Raw genomic sequence first — 17953 nt, forward strand, 5'->3', positions numbered from 1 at the left:
CGCCGGTCCGCGTTGAGCCCCGTCCATTCCGAAGGAGAAGCGTCGGCGATGTCGCCCCAGCTCAAACTGATCGCCCTCGACGCCGACGATCTCGCCGTGATCTCGACCCATGTCCAGGATGCCCGGGTCCAGGTCTCCGACATCATCTGGCGGCAGAGCGAGAAGCGGCTCGTGATCGGCATGAGCCGGCTGGACTGGGAGCAGACGCTGGAGGGCGAGGCCGAGCCGCGCCGGCTCGTCTCTGCGCTCCGCTTCGACCGCGTCCTCGCCTGCAAGGCGCGCAACATCGACCTCGCTGCGCCCGAGAAGACCATGGACCTCGTCGGCATCGAGTTTCACCCGAGGGACGGCCGCGAGGCGGAGCCCGGCGGCAGCGCCCTGCTGTTGTTCGCGGAAGGCGGCGCCGTCAGGCTCGACGTCGAATGCCTGGAATGCGAGCTGACGGACCTCGGGGACGACACGCTGGGGGCGGGGCTCGAGATCGAGGGGGAGCTGTGAAGCCCCCGGTATACCAGCCGCACCGGCTCAGGCCCGCGCCGGAACGGCGGCTTGCGAGGGTTGACGCCGCTTCCCCGTCGCGCCATTGAGCAGGGGACCTGGTGCGCCAATCGCCCCAAGACCAGCCAGAAGCCAAGCCAGACATGCCCGTTCGCCTCGACCGCAGCAGCGCCGATTTTGACCAGCGATTCGCGGCCTTCCTCGCCGCCAAGCGCGAGGCCTCGGCCGACGTCGAGGCCGCCGCGCGCGCCATCGTCGACGACGTGGCAAAGCGGGGCGATGCCGCGCTGCTCGAGGCCACCGCCAAGTTCGACCGCCTGAAGCTGGAGGCATCCGGCCTGCGCGTCACCGCTGATGAGATCGAGGCGGCGACCAAGGCCTGCGATGCCGCGACGCTCGATGCGCTCAAGCTCGCGCGGGACCGCATCGAGACCTATCACCGTCGGCAGTTGCCGCAGGACGAGCGCTTCACCGACCCGCTCGGCGTGGAGCTCGGCTGGCGCTACACCGCGATCGAATCCGCCGGCCTCTATGTGCCCGGCGGCACCGCCGCCTATCCGTCCTCGGTGCTGATGAACGCGGTGCCTGCAAGGGTCGCCGGTGTCTCGCGCCTGGTGATGGTGGTGCCCTCGCCCGACGGCAAGCTCAATCCGCTGGTGCTGGCGGCGGCGCAGCTCGGCGGCGTCACCGAGATCTACCGCGTCGGCGGCGCGCAGGCCGTGGCGGCGCTGGCGCACGGCACCGCGACGATCGCGCCGGTCGCCAAGATCGTCGGCCCCGGCAACGCCTATGTCGCCGCCGCCAAGCGGCTGGTGTTCGGCAAGGTCGGCATCGACATGATCGCAGGTCCCTCCGAGGTGCTGGTGATCGCCGACGACACCGGCAATGCCGACTGGATCGCCGCCGATCTCCTGGCGCAGGCCGAGCATGATGCCAGCGCGCAATCGATCCTGATCACCGATTCCACGCGCCTTGCCGCCGACGTCGAGAAGGCGGTCGAGGCCCAGTTGAAGACACTGCCGCGCGCCGCAATCGCAGGCAGCTCCTGGGCCGATTTCGGCGCCATCATCATGGTCAAGAACCTCACCGAGGCCATTCCGCTCGCGGACGCGATCGCTGCCGAGCATCTCGAGATCATGACCGTGGATCCCGACGCGCTGGCAGCGAAGATCCGCAATGCCGGCGCGGTGTTCCTCGGGCCCCATACGCCGGAGGCGATCGGCGACTATGTCGGCGGCTCCAACCACGTGCTGCCGACGGCGCGCTCGGCGCGGTTCTCCTCAGGGCTGTCGGTGCACGACTTCATCAAGCGCACCTCGATCCTGAAATGCGGCCCGGATCAGCTGCGTGCGCTCGGACCTGCCGCGATGACGCTCGGCAAGGCCGAGGGGCTGGACGCCCATTCGCGTTCGATTGGATTGCGCCTCAATCTGTCATGACAGAGCTGCCTGAACAGGACGACTCCAGCAATCGCATCGTCGGGGTCACGCTCGACGAGGACTCGATCGGCCGTTCCGGGCCCGACATCGAGCATGAGCGCGCGATCGCGATCTACGACCTGATCGAGCAGAACCTGTTCGCGCCCGACGGCGCCGAGGGCAAGGGGCCGTTCACGCTGCATATCGGCATCACCGGCAACCGCCTGATGTTCGACATCCGCCGCGAGGACGGCACGCCCGTGGTCGCGCATCTGTTGTCGCTGACGCCGTTTCGGCGGATCGTGAAGGACTATTTCATGATCTGCGACAGCTATTACCAGGCGATCCGCACCGCGACTCCCGACAAGATCGAGGCCATCGACATGGGCCGCCGCGGCATCCATGACGAGGGATCGCGCACGCTGCAGGAGCGGCTGAAGGGCAAGGTGCGGGTCGACTTCGAGACATCGCGCCGGCTGTTCACGCTCATCACCGTCCTTCATTGGAAAGGATAATCGCGGATGGCTGCGCCTCCACGCGCAAGCAATCCGCAGTCCGTGCTATTCGCCTGCGCGATGAACAGCGTGCGCTCGCCGATGGCCGAGAGCCTGCTGCTGCACATGTTTCCCCAAGGGCTCTACGTGAAGTCGGCGGGAGCGCGGAAGGGCGAGCTCGATCCCTTCGCGGTGTCCGTGATGGCCGAGCTCGGCCAGGACATCTCCGCCCACAAGCCGCAGACCTTCGAGGAGCTGGAGGATTGGGAGGGGTTGAATTTCGACCTCATCATCACGCTCTCGCCGGAGGCGCACCACAAGGCGCTGGAGCTGACGCGGACGCTCGCGGCCGACGTCGAATACTGGCCGACGCAGGATCCCACCACCATCGAGGGCAGCCGCGATCAGAAGCTCGCCGCCTATCGCGACGTCTGCGACCAGCTGTCGATGCGTATCCGCAAGCGGTTCTCCAAGACAGGAGCGGCCAGCGGGTAGCGCGTGCCCCGGACGCAGCGCGGCGTGTAACGATGCGCTGCAGAACCGGGGCCCATCTCACGGCAGGTGCAAGCTCATGGGTCCCGGCTCAGCGCCGCGTCATTTCATGCCGCGCCGCGTCCGGGACACGAGACCTCCGTAACACCGCCGTCACAGACCACGGGCACATGCTGTTAGAAACCTCGAATCACCAAACCTGGGGTTCCCGGGTTGTGAAATCAGCCCCCTTCCGATAGGTTCCGCGCGCAATTCACCCCCTGCTCATCCCCCAAATCACCTGATGCTTGGCCGCCCCAAATTCGTACTTGCCTCCGGTTCGCCGCGGCGCCTGTCGCTGCTCAACCAGGCCGGCATCGAGCCGGACGCGCTCCGGCCGGCCGACGTCGACGAGACGCCGAAGCGGGGCGAGCTGCCGCGCGCCTGCGCTAACCGGCTCGCGCGGGCCAAGGCCGATGCGGCGCTGAAATCGGTGCAGCTCGACGACGAGCTGCGCGGCGCCTTCATCCTCGCCGCCGATACGGTGGTGGCGGTCGGCCGTCGCATCCTGCCCAAGGCCAATCTCGTGGACGAAGCCGCGCAGTGCCTGCGCCTGCTGTCGGGCCGCAACCACCGCGTCTACACCGCGATCACCCTGGTGACGCCGCGCGAGGCATTCCGCCAGCGCCTGGTCGAGACCCGCGTCCGCTTCAAGCGCCTCTCGGAGGACGACATCCAGGCCTATATCGGCTCCGGCGAATGGCGCGGCAAAGCCGGCGGCTATGCCGTGCAGGGCATCGCCGGCTCCTTCGTGGTGAAGATGGTGGGGTCCTACAGCAACGTCGTCGGCCTGCCGCTCTACGAGACCACCACGCTGCTCGGCGGCGAGGGCTTTCCGATCCGCTTCGGCTGGCTCAACGCCACCGCCATTTGAGCCGGCAAGCCGCGGCCCAACAAAATCGCGAAAACAATCCCATGCACAGTACAATGGCCTGGCGCGGCGTATGCGCCGCCCGCGGAACCCGTCGGCCGACAGGCTCTTGAGCCCTTTCACCCGTACAAGCTGCCGACATGATGGACGACAAGGTCAAAAAGCCCGCCAGCCCGCTCAAAACCTGCCCGATCTGCGGCAAGCCGCAGTCGGAAGCCACCCGCCCGTTCTGCTCCTCGCGCTGCCGCGACGTCGATTTGAACCGCTGGCTGAAAGGCTCCTACGTCATCCCCGGCCGCGACGACGAAGTCGATGATGTCGAATAAATAATAATATCAATGACTTGCCAGATCGCGCGCCGTGCCGCGCGCCAGCCGCCGCGGCTTGTGCACAGCCGGGCCGCGCCCGGCGAAGCCTCTTGGCGAAGCCGGGTGGACAGGCCGCCCGGAGCCCACTATAAACCGCCCGCTCGATGGGCTTTGGCCCCTCTCTTGGAGCACGCCCAGGTAGCTCAGTTGGTAGAGCATGCGACTGAAAATCGCAGTGTCGGTGGTTCGATTCCGCCCCTGGGCACCATCAGTCTCAGGTGACACCTTGAGCGCTTGAAGTTATCGCGTTTTGCCGGTGCATCGCTGCACGATACACCGCACTACTGCCCCTTCTAAACTTCCCTTACCTAACCACCATCAAGACCGGCATCCCCGGCTATCGCAGGCGTGTGCTAAAAAGCGTCAAGGACCCGGTGGGGCAGGGTGAAATCGTCAGTAGCTTCGAGAGTTCGGACCCCAAGGTCGTGAAGCTACGACATGATGAGCTCATGCCGGCGAGCATGCCGTGAGGTACACGTAGCTATCGCCGACGCGGTTCGGGGATTTCTGGTGAGATTGAGGGCGGCTGCGCCGGGAGCGCCCGATGCAGAGGCGAGCAGTGTCAGCTTCGCGGGGGTGGCTGCGGTGTAGGCTGCGGCGACGATGTAGTCGGAGGCTGTTGTTGCGGTGCAGTGACCGGCTGTTGATCGCCGCCACCGTGCGGGACACAAGTTCCCACATTACTCAACAACCGCTTGGCCTCAACATCACGGGCTTTCTTGTAGTCTCTGCGACGGTCGATCCTTGACGCAGCCATGCGGTCCCACGCCTCGAAGGCATCGGCATAGTGCTGTCGCATCTGCTCCTCAGCGGCGAGACAGTCGCTGAACTTGTCGAAGACCAGATCGGTGTTGACCGGCGATACGCCGTTTATCAGAACAACCAACATCCATTTCATAGTTTTCGCCTATGTTCTCACCGCGCTCATGGGGAACAACAAGGCATTGCCAAAGTTCCGAGCCACGAACCTCAGTTGCACACCTCTCTTGTGCGGCCAGCCATTGGGGAGGACTGATCGGAAACGGGCGCGGCCTCAACTCTGCATCCTTTGCCAACAGGACGGCAACCAGCAGAATTACAGAATAGTTGACCAGATGCCTGCGGTTTGCCGGATGGCGCGGTCTCGACCTGTCGCCGCTCCGCATCGCGCTTGCGCGACTCGTCGCGCGTAGCGACCGGTTTCTTGTCCTGAACCTTCTCGCATTCGTTATCATCATTGACGCGATAGCCAGCGCGACAAGCGATCTTCACACAAGCATCACCATCGGCCCTGAAACCATGGTCACAGACCAGCGGGCAAACGCGGCCCGCTTTGGCCTTGACCGCGTCCAGCGCATCAGAGCTTGCGAGTGCCGTGTTGAGCTTCGTTCCGGCGTACTTGTTGAACAGGGTCAGGGAGCGCTGTGACTTGGCGCTCCATTCACCGTTCTCCGCACTGGCAAGACAACCGACCCGCTTTAGTTCGGACTGAACCGCCTTAGCGAGTTCCTCCGGTGACTGCTTGGGTTCGGGCGACGATGCGGGCATTGGCAGGGCCGCGAGCTTCTGGTCAGTTTCGGAGCCTGCCTGCTTCTCGGCAAGAGCCTTTGCGACGGCGGCCTCGATCTCCTTACGGCGTTGCTCGGCGGCGGCGGCTTTCGTTTCCTCCACCTGCTTGGCCTTCTCGGCAGCGAGCCGTGCATCCTCAGCAGACTTGGCGGCCGCGGCGGCTTTGTCCTGCTCGGCCTTCTTTGCGCGGTCAGCGACGAGCCGCGCCTTTTCATCTTCGGCCTGCCGGGCCTTTTCGACCGCTGCTGCGCGGGTTTCCTCCGCCGCGATCTTATTGAGTTGGCCCTTCGCCAGCCCCGCATAGAAGCCGTCCGGGTATTGAGCGAGGAAAACATTCCAGCCATCGCGGGTGCCAAGTTGCAGGGCAAGCTCATAGTTGCGGCGAATGGCATCATCGGGACTTGCCTGAGGCCCGGTTGCTGTCGGCTTCGCAGCCACCAGCGCCACGTCATCACCGCCGAGCGAGCCGTAGACATACGGTTCCTGCTTATAGCTGGTGTTCTTCAACACATCGTCGCGGACGAAGCCGAACGCCTTGCGCAGGTCCAGACCCGGTGTCGGCAGACGCTCGACCAGCGCTGCGGCGAAGGGGCTGTTCTTCGAGTCGCCATCAGATGCCGTTGACCCCGCCTTCGCTGCGAAAGCAATCATGGTGTTCGGGCTGGTCGGCTCGACCTTGGCAAGGCCGCGACCGATGGCACGGGCAGCAACCGTTCGCTTCATGGTTTTGGCGAACGGATTGTCACGGCAGGCATCGAGGATAATCAGCCGAAGCTGCTTGGCAGGCTCGACGGCGAACAACGCCCGATCTAGCGCCACGGTCTCGTCAAGAACGTCGCTGTCGGTCTCAAGAGCGGCATCCGTCGGAATGAGGTAGTTGGTGCCGTCAAGTTCGATGCCGTGACCGGCGTAGTAGATGACAGCGACCTCAGCATCTCGCGCTCGACCACCAAAATCACGCAGAGCCTTGCGCATCTCGGAAGCGTTGAGATCGGTCCTGATGTCGATCCAGTCGAACCCGGCTTTCCTGAACATGCCGCCGACCAGGGCCGCATCGTTCGCAGGGTTGGAGAGCTTGGGTACGCTCTTGTAAGCCGAGTTGCCCATCACCAGCGCGATACGGCGCTCGGCATGTGCTGAACCGCACAACAGCCAGATCGAAAGCAATAACGTAATCCAACGAAAAGCGCCCATTACAGTCCCCGACGATTATGTGCGCAGCCTATGCAGAGTTTACCCGAAGGCAAGCATCGGCTCTGTGCGGTCGATCACAAAGGGGCAGCGCTGCCCACCGCCGCTGGCTGGCGGGATGCACCCTGATCTCTGACCTTTGCTGGTTCGGTAGGGGCAGGTGCCGATGAACCGCCCCTGCGCACCATTCCCCCGAGGACCCAAAGCACTTGATGGCCACCGACCGCCTCGCGGCCGAGTTAGCCGCCGACCGCCTCACCCCCGCCGTGCAAACACCAACTGCCCGACGTCGATCTTCCCCGCCCTGAAGCCGGCCTCGCAGTAGCACAGGTAGTATTCCCACAGCCGCCGAAACGGCTCGTCGAAGCCGAGCGAGGTCAGGTCGGTCCAGGCCTGGCTGAAATTGTCGCGCCAGATTGCGAGTGTCCTGGCGTAGTCCTGCCCGAAGACGCGCTCGCGGATGACCGGCATCTCGAAGCGTTCGCCGAGCGCGCGCAGGATGTTCGTCGACGGCAGCATGCCGCCTGGAAAGATGTAGCGCTGGATGAAGTCCACGCGCTGCCGATAGCTGCCGAAAAGCTCGTCGCTGACGGTGATGGCCTGGATGCCGGCGAGGCCGCCGGGCTTGAGTCGCTGGTTCAGCTGGTTGAAATAGGCCGGCCAGAATTGCTCGCCGACGGCCTCGATCATCTCGATCGAAGCGATGCGGTCGAAGCGGCCGTCCTGGTCGCGATAATCCTGCAAACGGATCTTGACCTTCTCGGCGAGCCCGGCTTCATGAATTCGCCGACTGGCAAACTCATGCTGCTCTCTGCTGATGGTGAGCGCCAGCACGCTGGCGCCATAGGTCTTGGCGGCGAATTCGGCGAAGCCGCCCCAGCCGCATCCGATTTCGAGCACGCTCTGACCGGGCTGTAATTCGATGGCCTGCGCCAGCTGTTCGTATTTGTGCTGTTGCGCGGCGGGAAGGTCCACTGTCTCGGCCGGAAACAAGGCCGATGAATAGGTCATGCTAGAATCGAGCCACGCTGCGAAGAACTCGTTGCCGAGATCGTAATGACGGTGGATGTTGTGCCGCGACCCCTGCCTTGTGTTGCGGCGCAGGAGATGGACTGCCCGCCGGCACAGGCGGACCAGCATATTGCCGGCAAAGGCGTTGTCGACCAAGTCTTCGTTGAGACAGAGCACGTAGAGAAGCTGGGCGAGATCGGGCGTAGTCCAGTCGCCGCGAATATACGCCTCGGCCATGCCGATATCGCCGCCGATGACCAGGCTGCGCGCGAACCTGTAATTATTCAATTCGATCGTGGCCGACGGACCCTGAAGCTGGCCACGCAAGGTCACCATCCTGTGGTCGGGCAGGCGGACGTGAACGGTGCCGCACCGAAGTTGCGATGCCAGGCGCAGAGCCAGTCGGCCAAAGAAGGGGACGCCATCGAATTGAATGGCCTGATGGGTGGCTGCGAGGTCCATGGTCTAGATCTCACGTTGTTTCAAACGAGGCACGTAGGGAACACCTTTCAGCCAGAGCCGCATCGCTTCCCAGTGAATGGCTGCGATCACCTTGAACGTCAGGAAGGGCAGGCCGACCAGCGCCGCCAGCAGGGAGCGGCTGGTCAGGGGACGACGTCGTCCGGAGAATGCTGCAGCAAACATCGGGCCTTTATCGCCGCTCTGCAAGATCCGGACTTTCACGTCCCGCTGCGGTGGAGAAACGCTGAAGCGGTACTGTGTTTCCATCTCCATGAAGGGCGACACGTAAAACTTCTTCGCCTGGGTTTGCCGTATGGCGCAGCCCGCGGCAACCTCCCGCACCGGCAGGACGTAGGAATGCATTTCGCCGAAGGTGTTGCGGACTTCGTAGATCAGCAGCGCAAGAGTGCCGGAGGCGCCGTAGCAAAAATAGACCGAGAGCGGGTTGAACACGTAGCCGAGCACCCTGGGATAACAGAGAAGCAGGACGCGACCTTCCGAGAGGTCGATGCCGCGTTCCGCTGCGAGGCGCCGGGCGTGTTGGCTGAGGCCCGCGCTCGTGCCTTCGCCGTGATCGCACTCGTGGAAGCTGAAAGCCGCTGATCGATTGACGCCGAACAGCCGGGACTGGCGATCGGCTTCGTTCAACCTGTCGAGATCGATCAGCAGGTTCATCACGCGATAGGTGAACCTGTGCACCACGGGCCGCCATCGCGCATGCATCACCTTTCCCCAATAGAGCGCGGCGGCCGCCGTTGCATCCTCCACTCTGGCTGGTTTCGCTGCGATCATCGCTTTACTCGGCAGCCTCGGCCAGCAAAGGCTCCGGCTGGCGCCACGGAACTTCGCTGCCGAGTGCCTCGGCAACTGAGATGCCGGCCTGCAAGCCGTCCTCATGAAAGCCGTAGCCGGTCCAGGCGCCGCAGAACCAGGTTCGGCGACAGCCCTGGATGGCGGGCAGCCGTCGTTGCGCCGCGAAGGCAGCCAGATCGTATTGCGGGTGATCGAAGCTGAACTTTCCGAACGTCAGATCGGCCGCCGGCTCGAACGGAGGGTTGAGGCTGACGAACACCGGCTTGCGGTCGTCGATGCCCTGCAGCCGATTCATCCAATAGGTCACCGCGACGTCGTTCTGGGCTGGCATCTGCCGCTGCCATCGCAGGAAGTTCCAGGATGCCCAGGCCTGCCGACGCTTCGGCATCAGGCTGGGGTCACGGTGCAGGTAAATGGTGTTCGGAGCATATCTGATCGCGCCGAGGATGGAACGCTCCTCGGCGTCGGCATCCGACAGCGCTGCCAGGGCCTGATCGCTGTGACAGGCCATCACGACGGCATCGTAACTCTCCTCACCGCCATGACTGTCGCGGACGGTCACGCCATGCCCGGTGCGGTCGATCGATGTTACCGCGTGACCCAGCCGAATGTTGTGCGCGAACGAAGCGGTCAGCTTGTCGACATAGCGCCGGCTGCCGCCCTCCACTGTCCGCCAGCGCGGCCGATCGAGGTGCAACAGCCGATGATTGTCGAAGAAGGCCACGAAGTTCTCCGCGGGAAAGGACAGAATGTCGTCGGACGAGGATGACCAGATGGCCGCGCCCATCGGGCCGAGATAGTCGGAGAATAGTCGCGGCCCGAAGGATTGTCCGCGCAAATACTCACCGAGCGTCAGGTCGTTCAGCCGGCCGGCACGCAGATCGGCCACACTCTGCCGGTTGAACCGCGCGACCTCCGCCAGCATGCGAAAATATGACGGCGAAGCGAGGTTGCGTGGCTGGGCGAACAGGCCGCAGACTGTTTCCAAGGCCGTCTCCCCGCCACCCCGCCATTCGAACCGGCCTTGATCGGCGGAGAGGGCGAAGCTCATGCAGGTCTCGACCGTCTTCACGCCCAGATGGGAGAACAACGACGTCAATTGCGGATAGTTCGTCTCGTTGAACACGATGAAGCCGACATCGACGTCGAGAGGCTCGCCGTCATAGTCGATCCGAACGGTGTGACTATGTCCCCCCGGCTGTTGCTCGCGCTCGTAAACGGTGACGGCGTAACGCTTCGACAGGAGCCAGGCGGCGGCGTTGCCGGCAATTCCCGTCCCGATCACGGCCAAACGCATTCTCTCTCGCCCCCACTGAGGTACCGCCAGCTACGGTCCTTGAAGCAAGGGAAACGTTTGGCACGATCGCCCGGATCACTTGGCTGGATCGCCGGGAACCCGCCGCCGCGGGCGAAACCGCGCCGCGGAGGCGACGTATCGACAGAGGTCGAATCGGTGAGAGCATGTTTTTTACATACGTTCAGGCGATAACCGGCATGGCGCTGGCCTTCTGCCTCCTGATGGCACTGGCCTGGGTCGTTCAGCAGCGCACCGGCAATTCCGGCTGGGTCGATGCGATCTGGTCCTATGCGACCGGCCTCGTCGGCGCGGCCGCGGCCTTGTGGCCGCTGGATGACGGTTCGCCGGCCCGCCGGGTGCTCGTCGCGGGGCTCGTGCTGCTTTGGTCGGTGCGGCTTGGGACGCACATCGCCCAGCGCTCCGCGGCCGGGATCGACGATCCCCGCTATGCGAACTATGCGCGCCAGTGGGGCGCCGATGCGCCTCGCCGGATGTTCCTCTTCCTGCAATCGCAGGCGCTGGTTTCGCTGCCGCTGCCGTTCGCCGTCTTCCTGGCAGCGCATGCGCCCGGGCCCGAACTGCGGCTGCAGGACTACGCCGGGATCGTCATCATCCTGGTTGCCGTGGCCGGCGAGGCCTTGGCGGACCGGCAGTTGCGGCAGTTCAAAGGCGACCCAGCCAGCAAGGGCCTCGTCTGCGACGTCGGCTTGTGGCGCTGGTCGCGTCATCCGAACTATTTCTTCGAATGGCTGGGATGGCTGGCTTACCCGGTGATCGCGCTATCGCCGGGCTATCCGTGGGGGTGGGCCAGCCTGGCAGCGCCCGCGATCATGTACTGGATCCTGGTCCACGTGACGGGCATACCGCCGCTCGAGGAGCAGATGCTGAAATCGCGCGGCGACCGCTATCGCCGCTATCAGGCCCGCACCAACGCCTTCTTTCCATGGCCACCGCGGCGGGATCCGTGATGGACTCTGGTAGCTGCGCCGCAAAGCCGAATGAATCGCCGATGTGATCCGAAGCGGCTCCCGGATCGTTAATTTGGCGCTGCTCGACAAGGCGGCCGGATGCAGCGCGACGGGAAACACGGACATGACTCTTTTCTTGACCTATCTCGCGGTGGCCGTGACCTTCGTCGCCGTCGACATGGTCTGGCTGACCATCATGGTCGACAAGCTGTATCGGCCCGTGCTGGGCGACATGTTGCGGGCTCAGCCCGATCTGCCGGCCGCTGCCGCGTTTTACCTGCTGTATCCCCTGGGCTTGATCTGGTTTGCCGTGTTGCCTGCGCAGCAAGACGGCGGCGCGCTGCGCGCCTTCACGTCCGGCCTGCTGCTCGGATGCTTCACCTATGCGACCTACGATCTGACCAATCAGGCGACGCTGCGGAACTGGTCGACCGGACTGACCCTTGCAGACGTGTGCTGGGGCTCGTTCCTCGCTGGCGTCAGCGCCTGGATCGGGTTTCTCGTCGCTCAAAAGCTGTCGCACTGAGCGACAGCGCCGGGTCACATCAGTCTCCCGATCGCGTCAGGTACGCGTCCGGTCTTCGACCTGCTCGAACGCTAACCTGGTTTCCGCGATCTTGTCGGACAAGGATATGAAGGCCTTCTGAGCCTGCAGCTTCGACCCTTCGTCGAGCACGAGGCTTGCGAGATCGACCAATTGGTCGCCCATGCGCTCCATGATTGCGAGCAGCCGGTCGACGCCGGCTTCAGGTTCGTCGGCCACGATTCGCTCGACTTCTCCCACGATGGTTTCGAGCCGTGCGATCGAGGAGACGAGCCGGTCGCGTCCACGCTCGGGAAATTCAATGATCTCTGCGGCCATGCACGCTTTCCTGCCGCCTTCAGGCCGCAGCCATCGTGGCTAGGCAATCCTTGCGCACCACTAAAATGGTTCGGTGCAGCCAGGTCTTGATGGTGCCGACCGGCACACCAAAGCGCATCGACAGGCTCGCGCGGCTCTCGCCTTCCAGATAGGCCAGAGCGACCAGCCTGCGGCGATCTTCCGGCAATCGGGCCAGCGCGCCGCGGGCAACGGGTTCGGCGCCGGCGTAATCGAATTCCTCGGTCGGTGACGGCGCAGCGTCTGTCGCGACCGCAAGCGCCTTCTCCAATTCGACACTCGGCTGTCGTCGGGTCCGCAGATGATCAATGGTGGTGTTTCGGACGATCGCGGACATCCAGGCCATGGCGGGTGCCCGCCCGGAATCGAACCGGGCAGCGTTGCGCCAGATCTTCAGAAAGCTGTCCTGGAGGATATCATCGACGTCGTGCGGCGCGGCTCCAACGGCCAGCGCGATCCGGCCCAGCCTGCTGCGGGTCAGCGTATGGAGCTCCGCGAATGCACGTGTCTCGCCGGTCGAGACGCGGGCCAGCAATTCGCGCAGATTTTCGCTTGGTGCCTGGCTTGGCAGGTTCGAACCGGCCATGTCCTGTCTCCGTTGCGTTTCAAAGAAAACGCTTCGGACGCAGGCCCGGATCACCCGAGAGGAGAAGGACGAGGCATAATCACAGCCGTACGAACGGCCCGATCAGCCGGCCGAGGAAACCGTTCATGCGCAAGTCGCCGGTCATGGCGACCAGGCAGAGGCAAGGGCCTTCGTCGCCGACGATGGGACGATGATCGACCTCGTCGTCGCCATAGTCGAAATCCCCGGGGCCAAAGCGTCCGCCCTCATGGCTGAAGCTGCCCTCGAGCACCAGCGTCAGCTCGGTGCCTGTGTGGCTGTGCTCGAGCATGCGCGATCCTGGCGCTGACCGAAGCAGGAAGGCGCGCGCGCTGCCCGAACCGGACAACTCGATCGGTCTCATGCTGAGACCGGGCGCCACGCGCCGGCGCTTGCCGATGCGATAGTTCCGCAGTGCCGGCGGAAGATCATGGTCAATGTCAGACGCGAGGGGGGGCGCGGCGGTCTCCGCCGGAGACAGATGAATTCGCGACATCACGCGGTCGAATGCATCGGGCGCGATTGGCACCGGCTCGACATCTTCCATCGCGGCGCCCGCAAGCTGCTCGATGGCCCGCACGAAGCGGGCGCACCGTGGGCAGCCAGCCACATGCACCCCGACAACCAGTTGATGAGCTTCTTCCAGATTGCCGGCCGCGAAATCGGCCAGAAGCTCTTCCGGCGGATGATGGCTGATCGTCATGCTTCTTCGTCCAAAATGTCTCGCAACCGGTTCATCGCGAGCCTGATCCGTGACTTGACCGTTCCGAGGGGAATCCCGAGCGCGCTCGCGATCTCCGGGTGCGGTCGCTCCTCGATGAACGACAGTCTCACCACCGTGGATTGCTCTGCCGACAGTTGTTTGATCGCCGCGGCGATCCGCGCCGCATCCTGCACGCGCGACATCAGCACATCGGCCGTCTCGGCTTGATCCGGCGCATCAGGAAGCTCGGAATCGGTTTGAAGCCGCTCTGTCCTCGCCCTGCGGCGGAACAAATCGATCCGCAGGTTGCGTGCGATCGTGAAGATCCAGGCTGGCGCGCCCGCCGTCGCGGGATCGAACTGGTGCGCCTTCCGCCACACGGCGATCATTGTGCTCTGGGCGATCTCTTCCGCCTCATCGGAGCTGCAACCGGCCTTGAGCATCAGCCCCTTGATGCGAGGCGCGAAATGCTCAAACAGCCGCTTGAAAGCCTCCCGGTCGCCGTCGGAGGCGACGCGTCCGATCGATTCAGCCCAATCCACCTGTGCCTTCGGTCCTCTCGCGCCAATCGACAGCCGCGCCACAACCCTCCGGGGTAAGCCGGCCCCAGCCCGGATCGGCACCTCTAAAGCCCGGATAGCAGCGATCATAGCGCCTCGACAAGCGACCTGTTGGCCTGAAAACGACCGAGGCAGGCCGCTGGATCACCGGGAAATGCCTGTTGTTGCGGGTTCCACCGCCTCGCGGGACCGCGCTCCGCGTCTGGCATCGGGCTTGCTCAGTCATGTCCAAAGCCCGGCCTCGGTAGAGAGGCCCGTTTCAGGTTGAGGCATGCGATGCAAGAAATGTCCCGTTCTGGTACTGCCGGCGAACTCCGGCTCGATGCGCTGATCGCCGATTTGTGGTGGCGCGTTCGGCTGTTGAATACCGATATTCTCGAGGAGGAAGCCAAAGCCGGCGTGTTCGACGCGCTTGCGCCGACCTATCCGCTGCTCGCACTCAATCTTCGCGCGCGGCGCGACAATCTGGTCGCCACGATCGGCATGCTCGAGCAGCGGGCGAAGCCGGTATCGGAAGCGGCTTGAGGGCGGTCTCCTGCTACACCGGAAACGTCAGCGACTTCGCCAGCCTCACCAGGTCGACCTGGCGCCGGCAGCCCGTCTTTTCGAAGACGTGGATGAGATGGCTTTTCACGGTGCTGATGGACACGCCAAGCATCGCGGAGATGGCGTCACGCGTCTGTCCTTCGCAGATGAGTTCGAAGATGCGAATCTCGGCCGGCGTCAGATCATAGAGCTGGACGAGCGCATCGTGCGGCAGTCGCGGCGGCCCGGAAGCTGACGCCACGAACAGGGCGGCAGTGGCTCGCTGGATCAGGCCGGATCGCATCGGGCTGCGCCGCAGCGGCAGCACGTGGATGACGAGAGGATCGCCGCTCGTGCGCGGGATCGGAATGCCGATGCCCTTCTGGCCGAGTGTCGCCTCGTCCTGCGCCGCCTGCGCGACGGCCGATTGCAATGCCGTGGTGGTTGCCGTGGACTGAACGGCGATCCGGCCATCTTGCGCCAGTATCGGATCTCCGGCATCGAGCATCGCGGTGGCGGCGGCGTTGCTGTGAACGATATTCGAATCTCCGTCTGCCAGCACGACGCCGACCGCCAAGGCTTCGACCGTTGCGGCGAATGTCGCGGCCTCCACCGCTTTCATGTCGAACAGATTGCTGATCGTCACGGCGCGCCGGATGTGGGGCGCGAGAAGGCGCAACCCGCCGATTTGCCCATCGTCGATGGGGCCGGCCGATTCGTGCTGGCTGAAGATCGCATTTCCGACCATCGCCTTGTCGCGAACGAGGCCGACGGCAACGGCATCGAACAGGCCCTTGGGAAGGGCCCACTCGCGGTAATAGCGGTTGCTGGAGATGACGTCCTGTCCGACGGCCTGGGACTGAACGATTGGCTCGCCCAGCGGATATTGCTGGATACGCGCCGCGCCGCCCCAGAGCTCGATGATATCAGGCCCGTAAGCGATTGCGTTCCGGGCCATCAATGTGAGGTCGGATCCGGAGACCGCGTTCACTACGGCCTTCATGTTGGTGAGACTGGCAACCGAGAGCGCGCCGGTGGCGAAGCCGAACTCGGCGCAGATCTCGTCGAGAACGGCGGTCCAGCGCCCGGGTGTGATCACACAATCATAAATATCGCCGATGAGGTCCGAGAATTTTTCGACCGAAGCTTGCTGCTGCATTCCGAATTGCTCACTTGAAAATCACTGGCGTTATTCAGCAGCCGCATAGCGGAACGGCGTCATCCGGCGACGGTAGGGGACGCAGACGATCGAGTTTATCATTGCGATTCCACAGCGCAAAAGGGAACGCCGAACACAAGTGCTTGGGTTTCGTCGGCGGCAATCATGAAGCGCCGTGAGCGTCGCACCCCCGGCGTCTGATTAAAATCACGGCAGCTGGAGTGCGCATTGGTGGTTGGGACACCTGCCTCGAGTTGCAATTTTGTACAGTGCAACTTCGGATCGCGTGTATTAGCGTTTACCCCGGGGGATGGAATTGACCGTCTCCCGTATTTGGAGGGATATGGTCATGACGTTGTCAAGCCTTGTTGCACGTTCCGCCGTCGCCATCCCGTCGATAGTCCTGCTGATGTGCGGTCTGAGTGGAACGGCAGAGCCGCAACCGACGCCCGCCGACACTCGGCTTCCCAGCGTCACGGTCGAGGCACCGAAGCAGGTGTCAAGACCCCACAGGCCGGCCCATCACGCAGCTGTCCGCAGCCCCAGGGTCGTCGCAAGCTTGCCAACCCCGGCACCGGTTGCACCGAACTCGGATGCCGCGAAGCTTGCCAAGCTTGCCAAGCTTGCCGCCACGACGAACAACTGCGTCGGCGGTTGCCACGAGCTTCAAGACGGGCAACCAGCCCTGGGTCGGCTGCAGCGCCACGGGCGGCGTGTACTCGGCCACATGCCGCAACGTCGGCAACAACAAGAGCTACGACGAGTGCAAGGAAGCCGGACGCGTCACCGGCTGGCGATCAGGTGAGACCTCGGCGTATTGCAGCAGCGTGGCGTTGGCGGCGGGCTGGCGCTGAAGTCGCTGCGGCTGCTCGCGTGCTTTTCCTCCGATCGAACGACTCGCGATTGCCAGCCGAGGTGATGGCCGAGCGCGTGACCCGTGACACATTCTTTTCTCATGGGCCAACCTAGCTTTGCCGTCAGGTGGTTCGCAGTGACCCACCAGGCAAAGGACAAGACTCATGCGCAATATCATCCTTGTGGCATTCGCGGCGATCACCCTGGCGGGCGCGGTGACGCCCGCGAGCGCGCTGACCATCGTGCGCGATCATCGCGACCCGCCCATCGTGCGCGACCATCGCAATCAGACCATCGTCAGGGACCACCGCACGCAACCCGAGGTCCGCGATCACCGCCACTAAGCGTCCCGGCAGCGGAGCCGAACCGGACAGGTTCGGCTCCGTCTTGCATCGTGTGAGGCGCGACGATCGTCTGCACCTGGCGCCCATGTCCATTCGCGATTGTGCGATTTGAGCACGCGCCAGGTTCCCGTCGCATGCTATGGCTGCCTCCGCAATTCCCCGCGAGGCCACCATGCTCCCCATTCCCGCCGACATTTTCACCGAACCAGAGGACGTCTCGCCCGACGGCCTTGCCAATCTCGGTCCGCTCCGCCGTCTCGCAGGACATTGGCAGGCGGACAAGGGCATCGACATCAATCCGAAGGCGGAGGGGCCGGAGCGGCGGACTTTCATCGAGCGCATCCGCATGGACCCGATCGATCCGCAGGCCAACGGCCCGCAGCTGTTGTACGGGTTGCGCTATCACATCCACATCAACACGCCCGAAGAAGACATCACCTTCCACGACCAGGTTGGCTACTGGCTATGGGAGCCCGCGACCGGGCTGATCATGCAGACGCTGGCGATTCCGCGTGGGCAGGTGCTGCTGGCCTCGGGCAAGGCGGGGCCCGACGACAGGACGATCTCGGTCACCGCAAAGCGCGGCGACACCGGCTACGGCATTTGCTCCACGGATTTTCTGGAACAGGCGTTCCGCACCGACTCCTATCGTTGCGACATCACCTTCAACGACGACGGCAGCTGGACCTATCTGATCCAGACCGCGTTGTTGGTGCGCGGCGCGCCGTTCGACCATCGCGACACCAACACGCTGCAGCTCGTCGCGCCGCCAAAGCTCAATCCGCTCGCGGTGATCGTGAACGATCGCGCCAAGAGCGACGGGAAGAGCGATGGGCTGGCGGTGTGAAGTGTG

General features: G+C 64.1%; 22 protein-coding genes and 1 tRNA gene. 13 read left to right on the plus strand and 10 right to left on the minus strand.

Going from position 1 to position 17953, the window contains the following annotated elements; translation table 11 throughout:
• The first annotated feature begins 48 nt into the window (after positions 1-48).
• The 7 genes from C7G42_RS04470 (at position 49) to C7G42_RS04500 (ending at position 4388) form a co-directional block, all read left to right on the plus strand.
• Positions 49-498, plus strand: coding sequence for a DUF2948 family protein (locus C7G42_RS04470; RefSeq protein ID WP_106947832.1), 450 nt, complete (start codon positions 49-51; stop codon positions 496-498).
• Positions 499-641: 143 nt separating this feature from the next.
• Positions 642-1937, plus strand: a complete 1296-nt coding sequence (gene hisD / locus C7G42_RS04475; protein WP_106947833.1) for a histidinol dehydrogenase — start codon at positions 642-644, stop codon at positions 1935-1937.
• Positions 1934-2431 carry a UPF0262 family protein gene (locus C7G42_RS04480; RefSeq protein WP_106947834.1) on the plus strand — a complete coding sequence of 166 codons (498 nt, stop codon included), beginning with the start codon at positions 1934-1936 and terminating at the stop codon, positions 2429-2431. The genes hisD and C7G42_RS04480 overlap by 4 nt, the downstream gene beginning before the upstream one ends.
• Before the next feature lie 6 nt (positions 2432-2437).
• Positions 2438-2905 (plus strand): arsenate-mycothiol transferase ArsC, encoded by a 468-nt coding sequence (locus tag C7G42_RS04485; RefSeq protein ID WP_106947835.1) that lies wholly within the window; start codon positions 2438-2440, stop codon positions 2903-2905.
• 280 nt (positions 2906-3185) lie between these two features.
• Positions 3186-3815: a Maf-like protein gene (locus C7G42_RS04490; protein WP_106947836.1), complete on the plus strand. Its 630-nt coding sequence runs from the start codon at positions 3186-3188 to the stop codon at positions 3813-3815.
• A gap of 140 nt (positions 3816-3955) precedes the next feature.
• Positions 3956-4138, plus strand: coding sequence for a DNA gyrase inhibitor YacG (gene yacG / locus C7G42_RS04495; RefSeq protein ID WP_106948850.1), 183 nt, complete (start codon positions 3956-3958; stop codon positions 4136-4138).
• 174 nt (positions 4139-4312) lie between these two features.
• A tRNA-Phe gene (locus C7G42_RS04500) sits at positions 4313-4388 on the plus strand.
• Between the two features lie 354 nt (positions 4389-4742).
• Here the strand turns inward: C7G42_RS04500 and C7G42_RS04505 are convergent.
• The 5 genes from C7G42_RS04505 to C7G42_RS04525 all read right to left on the minus strand — a co-directional run bounded on the left by C7G42_RS04505 (position 4743) and on the right by C7G42_RS04525 (position 10502).
• On the minus strand, positions 4743-5078 hold the full coding sequence (locus tag C7G42_RS04505; protein WP_106947837.1) for a hypothetical protein: 336 nt from the start codon (positions 5076-5078) through the stop codon (positions 4743-4745).
• A 71-nt stretch (positions 5079-5149) separates the two neighbouring features.
• Positions 5150-6922, minus strand: a complete 1773-nt coding sequence (locus C7G42_RS04510; RefSeq protein WP_106947838.1) for a caspase family protein — start codon at positions 6920-6922, stop codon at positions 5150-5152.
• A 252-nt stretch (positions 6923-7174) separates the two neighbouring features.
• The gene (locus C7G42_RS04515) at positions 7175-8392 is read right to left on the minus strand and encodes an SAM-dependent methyltransferase (RefSeq protein ID WP_106947839.1); all 1218 of its coding nucleotides are present in this window, start codon (positions 8390-8392) and stop codon (positions 7175-7177) included.
• Positions 8393-8395: 3 nt separating this feature from the next.
• Positions 8396-9184, minus strand: coding sequence for a DUF1365 domain-containing protein (locus C7G42_RS04520; RefSeq protein WP_106947840.1), 789 nt, complete (start codon positions 9182-9184; stop codon positions 8396-8398).
• 4 nt (positions 9185-9188) lie between these two features.
• A complete protein-coding gene (locus C7G42_RS04525; protein WP_106947841.1) occupies positions 9189-10502 on the minus strand; it encodes an NAD(P)/FAD-dependent oxidoreductase in 1314 nt (437 codons plus the stop codon).
• 197 nt (positions 10503-10699) lie between these two features.
• Here C7G42_RS04525 and C7G42_RS04530 point away from each other — a divergent pair, with 197 nt between their 5' ends.
• Positions 10700-11470 carry a DUF1295 domain-containing protein gene (locus C7G42_RS04530; protein WP_502694178.1) on the plus strand — a complete coding sequence of 257 codons (771 nt, stop codon included), beginning with the start codon at positions 10700-10702 and terminating at the stop codon, positions 11468-11470.
• Between the two features lie 124 nt (positions 11471-11594).
• Positions 11595-11996, plus strand: a complete 402-nt coding sequence (locus tag C7G42_RS04535) for a DUF2177 family protein (RefSeq protein WP_094977058.1) — start codon at positions 11595-11597, stop codon at positions 11994-11996.
• Between the two features lie 36 nt (positions 11997-12032).
• Here C7G42_RS04535 and C7G42_RS04540 read toward each other — a convergent pair whose 3' ends face one another.
• The 4 genes from C7G42_RS04540 to C7G42_RS04555 all read right to left on the minus strand — a co-directional run bounded on the left by C7G42_RS04540 (position 12033) and on the right by C7G42_RS04555 (position 14199).
• A complete protein-coding gene (locus C7G42_RS04540; protein ID WP_106947843.1) occupies positions 12033-12332 on the minus strand; it encodes a hypothetical protein in 300 nt (99 codons plus the stop codon).
• 19 nt (positions 12333-12351) lie between these two features.
• Entirely contained in the window at positions 12352-12936 is a 585-nt protein-coding gene (locus tag C7G42_RS04545; protein WP_106947844.1) for an RNA polymerase sigma factor, read from the minus strand.
• A gap of 79 nt (positions 12937-13015) precedes the next feature.
• Positions 13016-13657, minus strand: a complete 642-nt coding sequence (locus C7G42_RS04550; protein ID WP_106947845.1) for a ChrR family anti-sigma-E factor — start codon at positions 13655-13657, stop codon at positions 13016-13018.
• On the minus strand, positions 13654-14199 hold the full coding sequence (locus C7G42_RS04555) for a sigma-70 family RNA polymerase sigma factor (protein ID WP_106947846.1): 546 nt from the start codon (positions 14197-14199) through the stop codon (positions 13654-13656). The genes C7G42_RS04550 and C7G42_RS04555 overlap by 4 nt, the downstream gene beginning before the upstream one ends.
• 294 nt (positions 14200-14493) lie before the next feature.
• Here C7G42_RS04555 and C7G42_RS04560 point away from each other — a divergent pair, with 294 nt between their 5' ends.
• Positions 14494-14742, plus strand: coding sequence for a hypothetical protein (locus C7G42_RS04560; RefSeq protein ID WP_106947847.1), 249 nt, complete (start codon positions 14494-14496; stop codon positions 14740-14742).
• A 13-nt stretch (positions 14743-14755) separates the two neighbouring features.
• Here the strand turns inward: C7G42_RS04560 and C7G42_RS04565 are convergent, their stop codons facing one another.
• Positions 14756-15901, minus strand: a complete 1146-nt coding sequence (locus C7G42_RS04565) for a helix-turn-helix transcriptional regulator (RefSeq protein ID WP_106947848.1) — start codon at positions 15899-15901, stop codon at positions 14756-14758.
• Between the two features lie 623 nt (positions 15902-16524).
• On the opposite strand from C7G42_RS04565, the gene C7G42_RS35665 reads away from it, so the two are divergent.
• The 3 genes from C7G42_RS35665 (at position 16525) to C7G42_RS04580 (ending at position 17947) form a co-directional block, all read left to right on the plus strand.
• On the plus strand, positions 16525-16755 hold the full coding sequence (locus C7G42_RS35665) for a hypothetical protein (RefSeq protein ID WP_245427531.1): 231 nt from the start codon (positions 16525-16527) through the stop codon (positions 16753-16755).
• 165 nt (positions 16756-16920) lie between these two features.
• Positions 16921-17100: a hypothetical protein gene (locus C7G42_RS04575; protein ID WP_106947849.1), complete on the plus strand. Its 180-nt coding sequence runs from the start codon at positions 16921-16923 to the stop codon at positions 17098-17100.
• Between the two features lie 172 nt (positions 17101-17272).
• Positions 17273-17947 carry an FABP family protein gene (locus C7G42_RS04580; protein WP_106948851.1) on the plus strand — a complete coding sequence of 225 codons (675 nt, stop codon included), beginning with the start codon at positions 17273-17275 and terminating at the stop codon, positions 17945-17947.
• The last annotated feature ends 6 nt before the right edge of the window (positions 17948-17953 follow it).

The sequence above is a fragment of the Bradyrhizobium sp. MOS003 genome, from assembly GCF_003020125.1.
Lineage (GTDB): Bacteria > Pseudomonadota > Alphaproteobacteria > Rhizobiales > Xanthobacteraceae > Bradyrhizobium.

Bases quoted from the DNA above. Each gene is read 5' to 3' on its own strand.
- C7G42_RS04580 (WP_106948851.1), top strand. From the start codon at position 17,273: ATGCTCCCCATTCCCGCCGACATTTTCACCGAACCAGAGGACGTCTCG.
- C7G42_RS04515 (WP_106947839.1), bottom strand. From the start codon at position 8,392: ATGGACCTCGCAGCCACCCATCAGGCCATTCAATTCGATGGCGTCCCC.
- C7G42_RS04575 (WP_106947849.1), top strand. From the start codon at position 16,921: ATGCGCAATATCATCCTTGTGGCATTCGCGGCGATCACCCTGGCGGGC.
- yacG (WP_106948850.1), top strand. From the start codon at position 3,956: ATGGACGACAAGGTCAAAAAGCCCGCCAGCCCGCTCAAAACCTGCCCG.
- C7G42_RS04560 (WP_106947847.1), top strand. From the start codon at position 14,494: ATGCAAGAAATGTCCCGTTCTGGTACTGCCGGCGAACTCCGGCTCGAT.
- C7G42_RS04535 (WP_094977058.1), top strand. From the start codon at position 11,595: ATGACTCTTTTCTTGACCTATCTCGCGGTGGCCGTGACCTTCGTCGCC.
- C7G42_RS04530 (WP_502694178.1), top strand. From the start codon at position 10,700: ATGGCGCTGGCCTTCTGCCTCCTGATGGCACTGGCCTGGGTCGTTCAG.
- C7G42_RS04505 (WP_106947837.1), bottom strand. From the start codon at position 5,078: ATGAAATGGATGTTGGTTGTTCTGATAAACGGCGTATCGCCGGTCAAC.
- C7G42_RS04545 (WP_106947844.1), bottom strand. From the start codon at position 12,936: ATGGCCGGTTCGAACCTGCCAAGCCAGGCACCAAGCGAAAATCTGCGC.
- C7G42_RS04540 (WP_106947843.1), bottom strand. From the start codon at position 12,332: ATGGCCGCAGAGATCATTGAATTTCCCGAGCGTGGACGCGACCGGCTC.
- C7G42_RS04520 (WP_106947840.1), bottom strand. From the start codon at position 9,184: ATGATCGCAGCGAAACCAGCCAGAGTGGAGGATGCAACGGCGGCCGCC.
- C7G42_RS04510 (WP_106947838.1), bottom strand. From the start codon at position 6,922: ATGGGCGCTTTTCGTTGGATTACGTTATTGCTTTCGATCTGGCTGTTG.
- C7G42_RS04470 (WP_106947832.1), top strand. From the start codon at position 49: ATGTCGCCCCAGCTCAAACTGATCGCCCTCGACGCCGACGATCTCGCC.
- C7G42_RS04565 (WP_106947848.1), bottom strand. From the start codon at position 15,901: ATGCAGCAGCAAGCTTCGGTCGAAAAATTCTCGGACCTCATCGGCGAT.
- C7G42_RS04480 (WP_106947834.1), top strand. From the start codon at position 1,934: ATGACAGAGCTGCCTGAACAGGACGACTCCAGCAATCGCATCGTCGGG.
- C7G42_RS04490 (WP_106947836.1), top strand. From the start codon at position 3,186: ATGCTTGGCCGCCCCAAATTCGTACTTGCCTCCGGTTCGCCGCGGCGC.
- C7G42_RS04550 (WP_106947845.1), bottom strand. From the start codon at position 13,657: ATGACGATCAGCCATCATCCGCCGGAAGAGCTTCTGGCCGATTTCGCG.
- C7G42_RS04485 (WP_106947835.1), top strand. From the start codon at position 2,438: ATGGCTGCGCCTCCACGCGCAAGCAATCCGCAGTCCGTGCTATTCGCC.
- hisD (WP_106947833.1), top strand. From the start codon at position 642: ATGCCCGTTCGCCTCGACCGCAGCAGCGCCGATTTTGACCAGCGATTC.
- C7G42_RS04525 (WP_106947841.1), bottom strand. From the start codon at position 10,502: ATGCGTTTGGCCGTGATCGGGACGGGAATTGCCGGCAACGCCGCCGCC.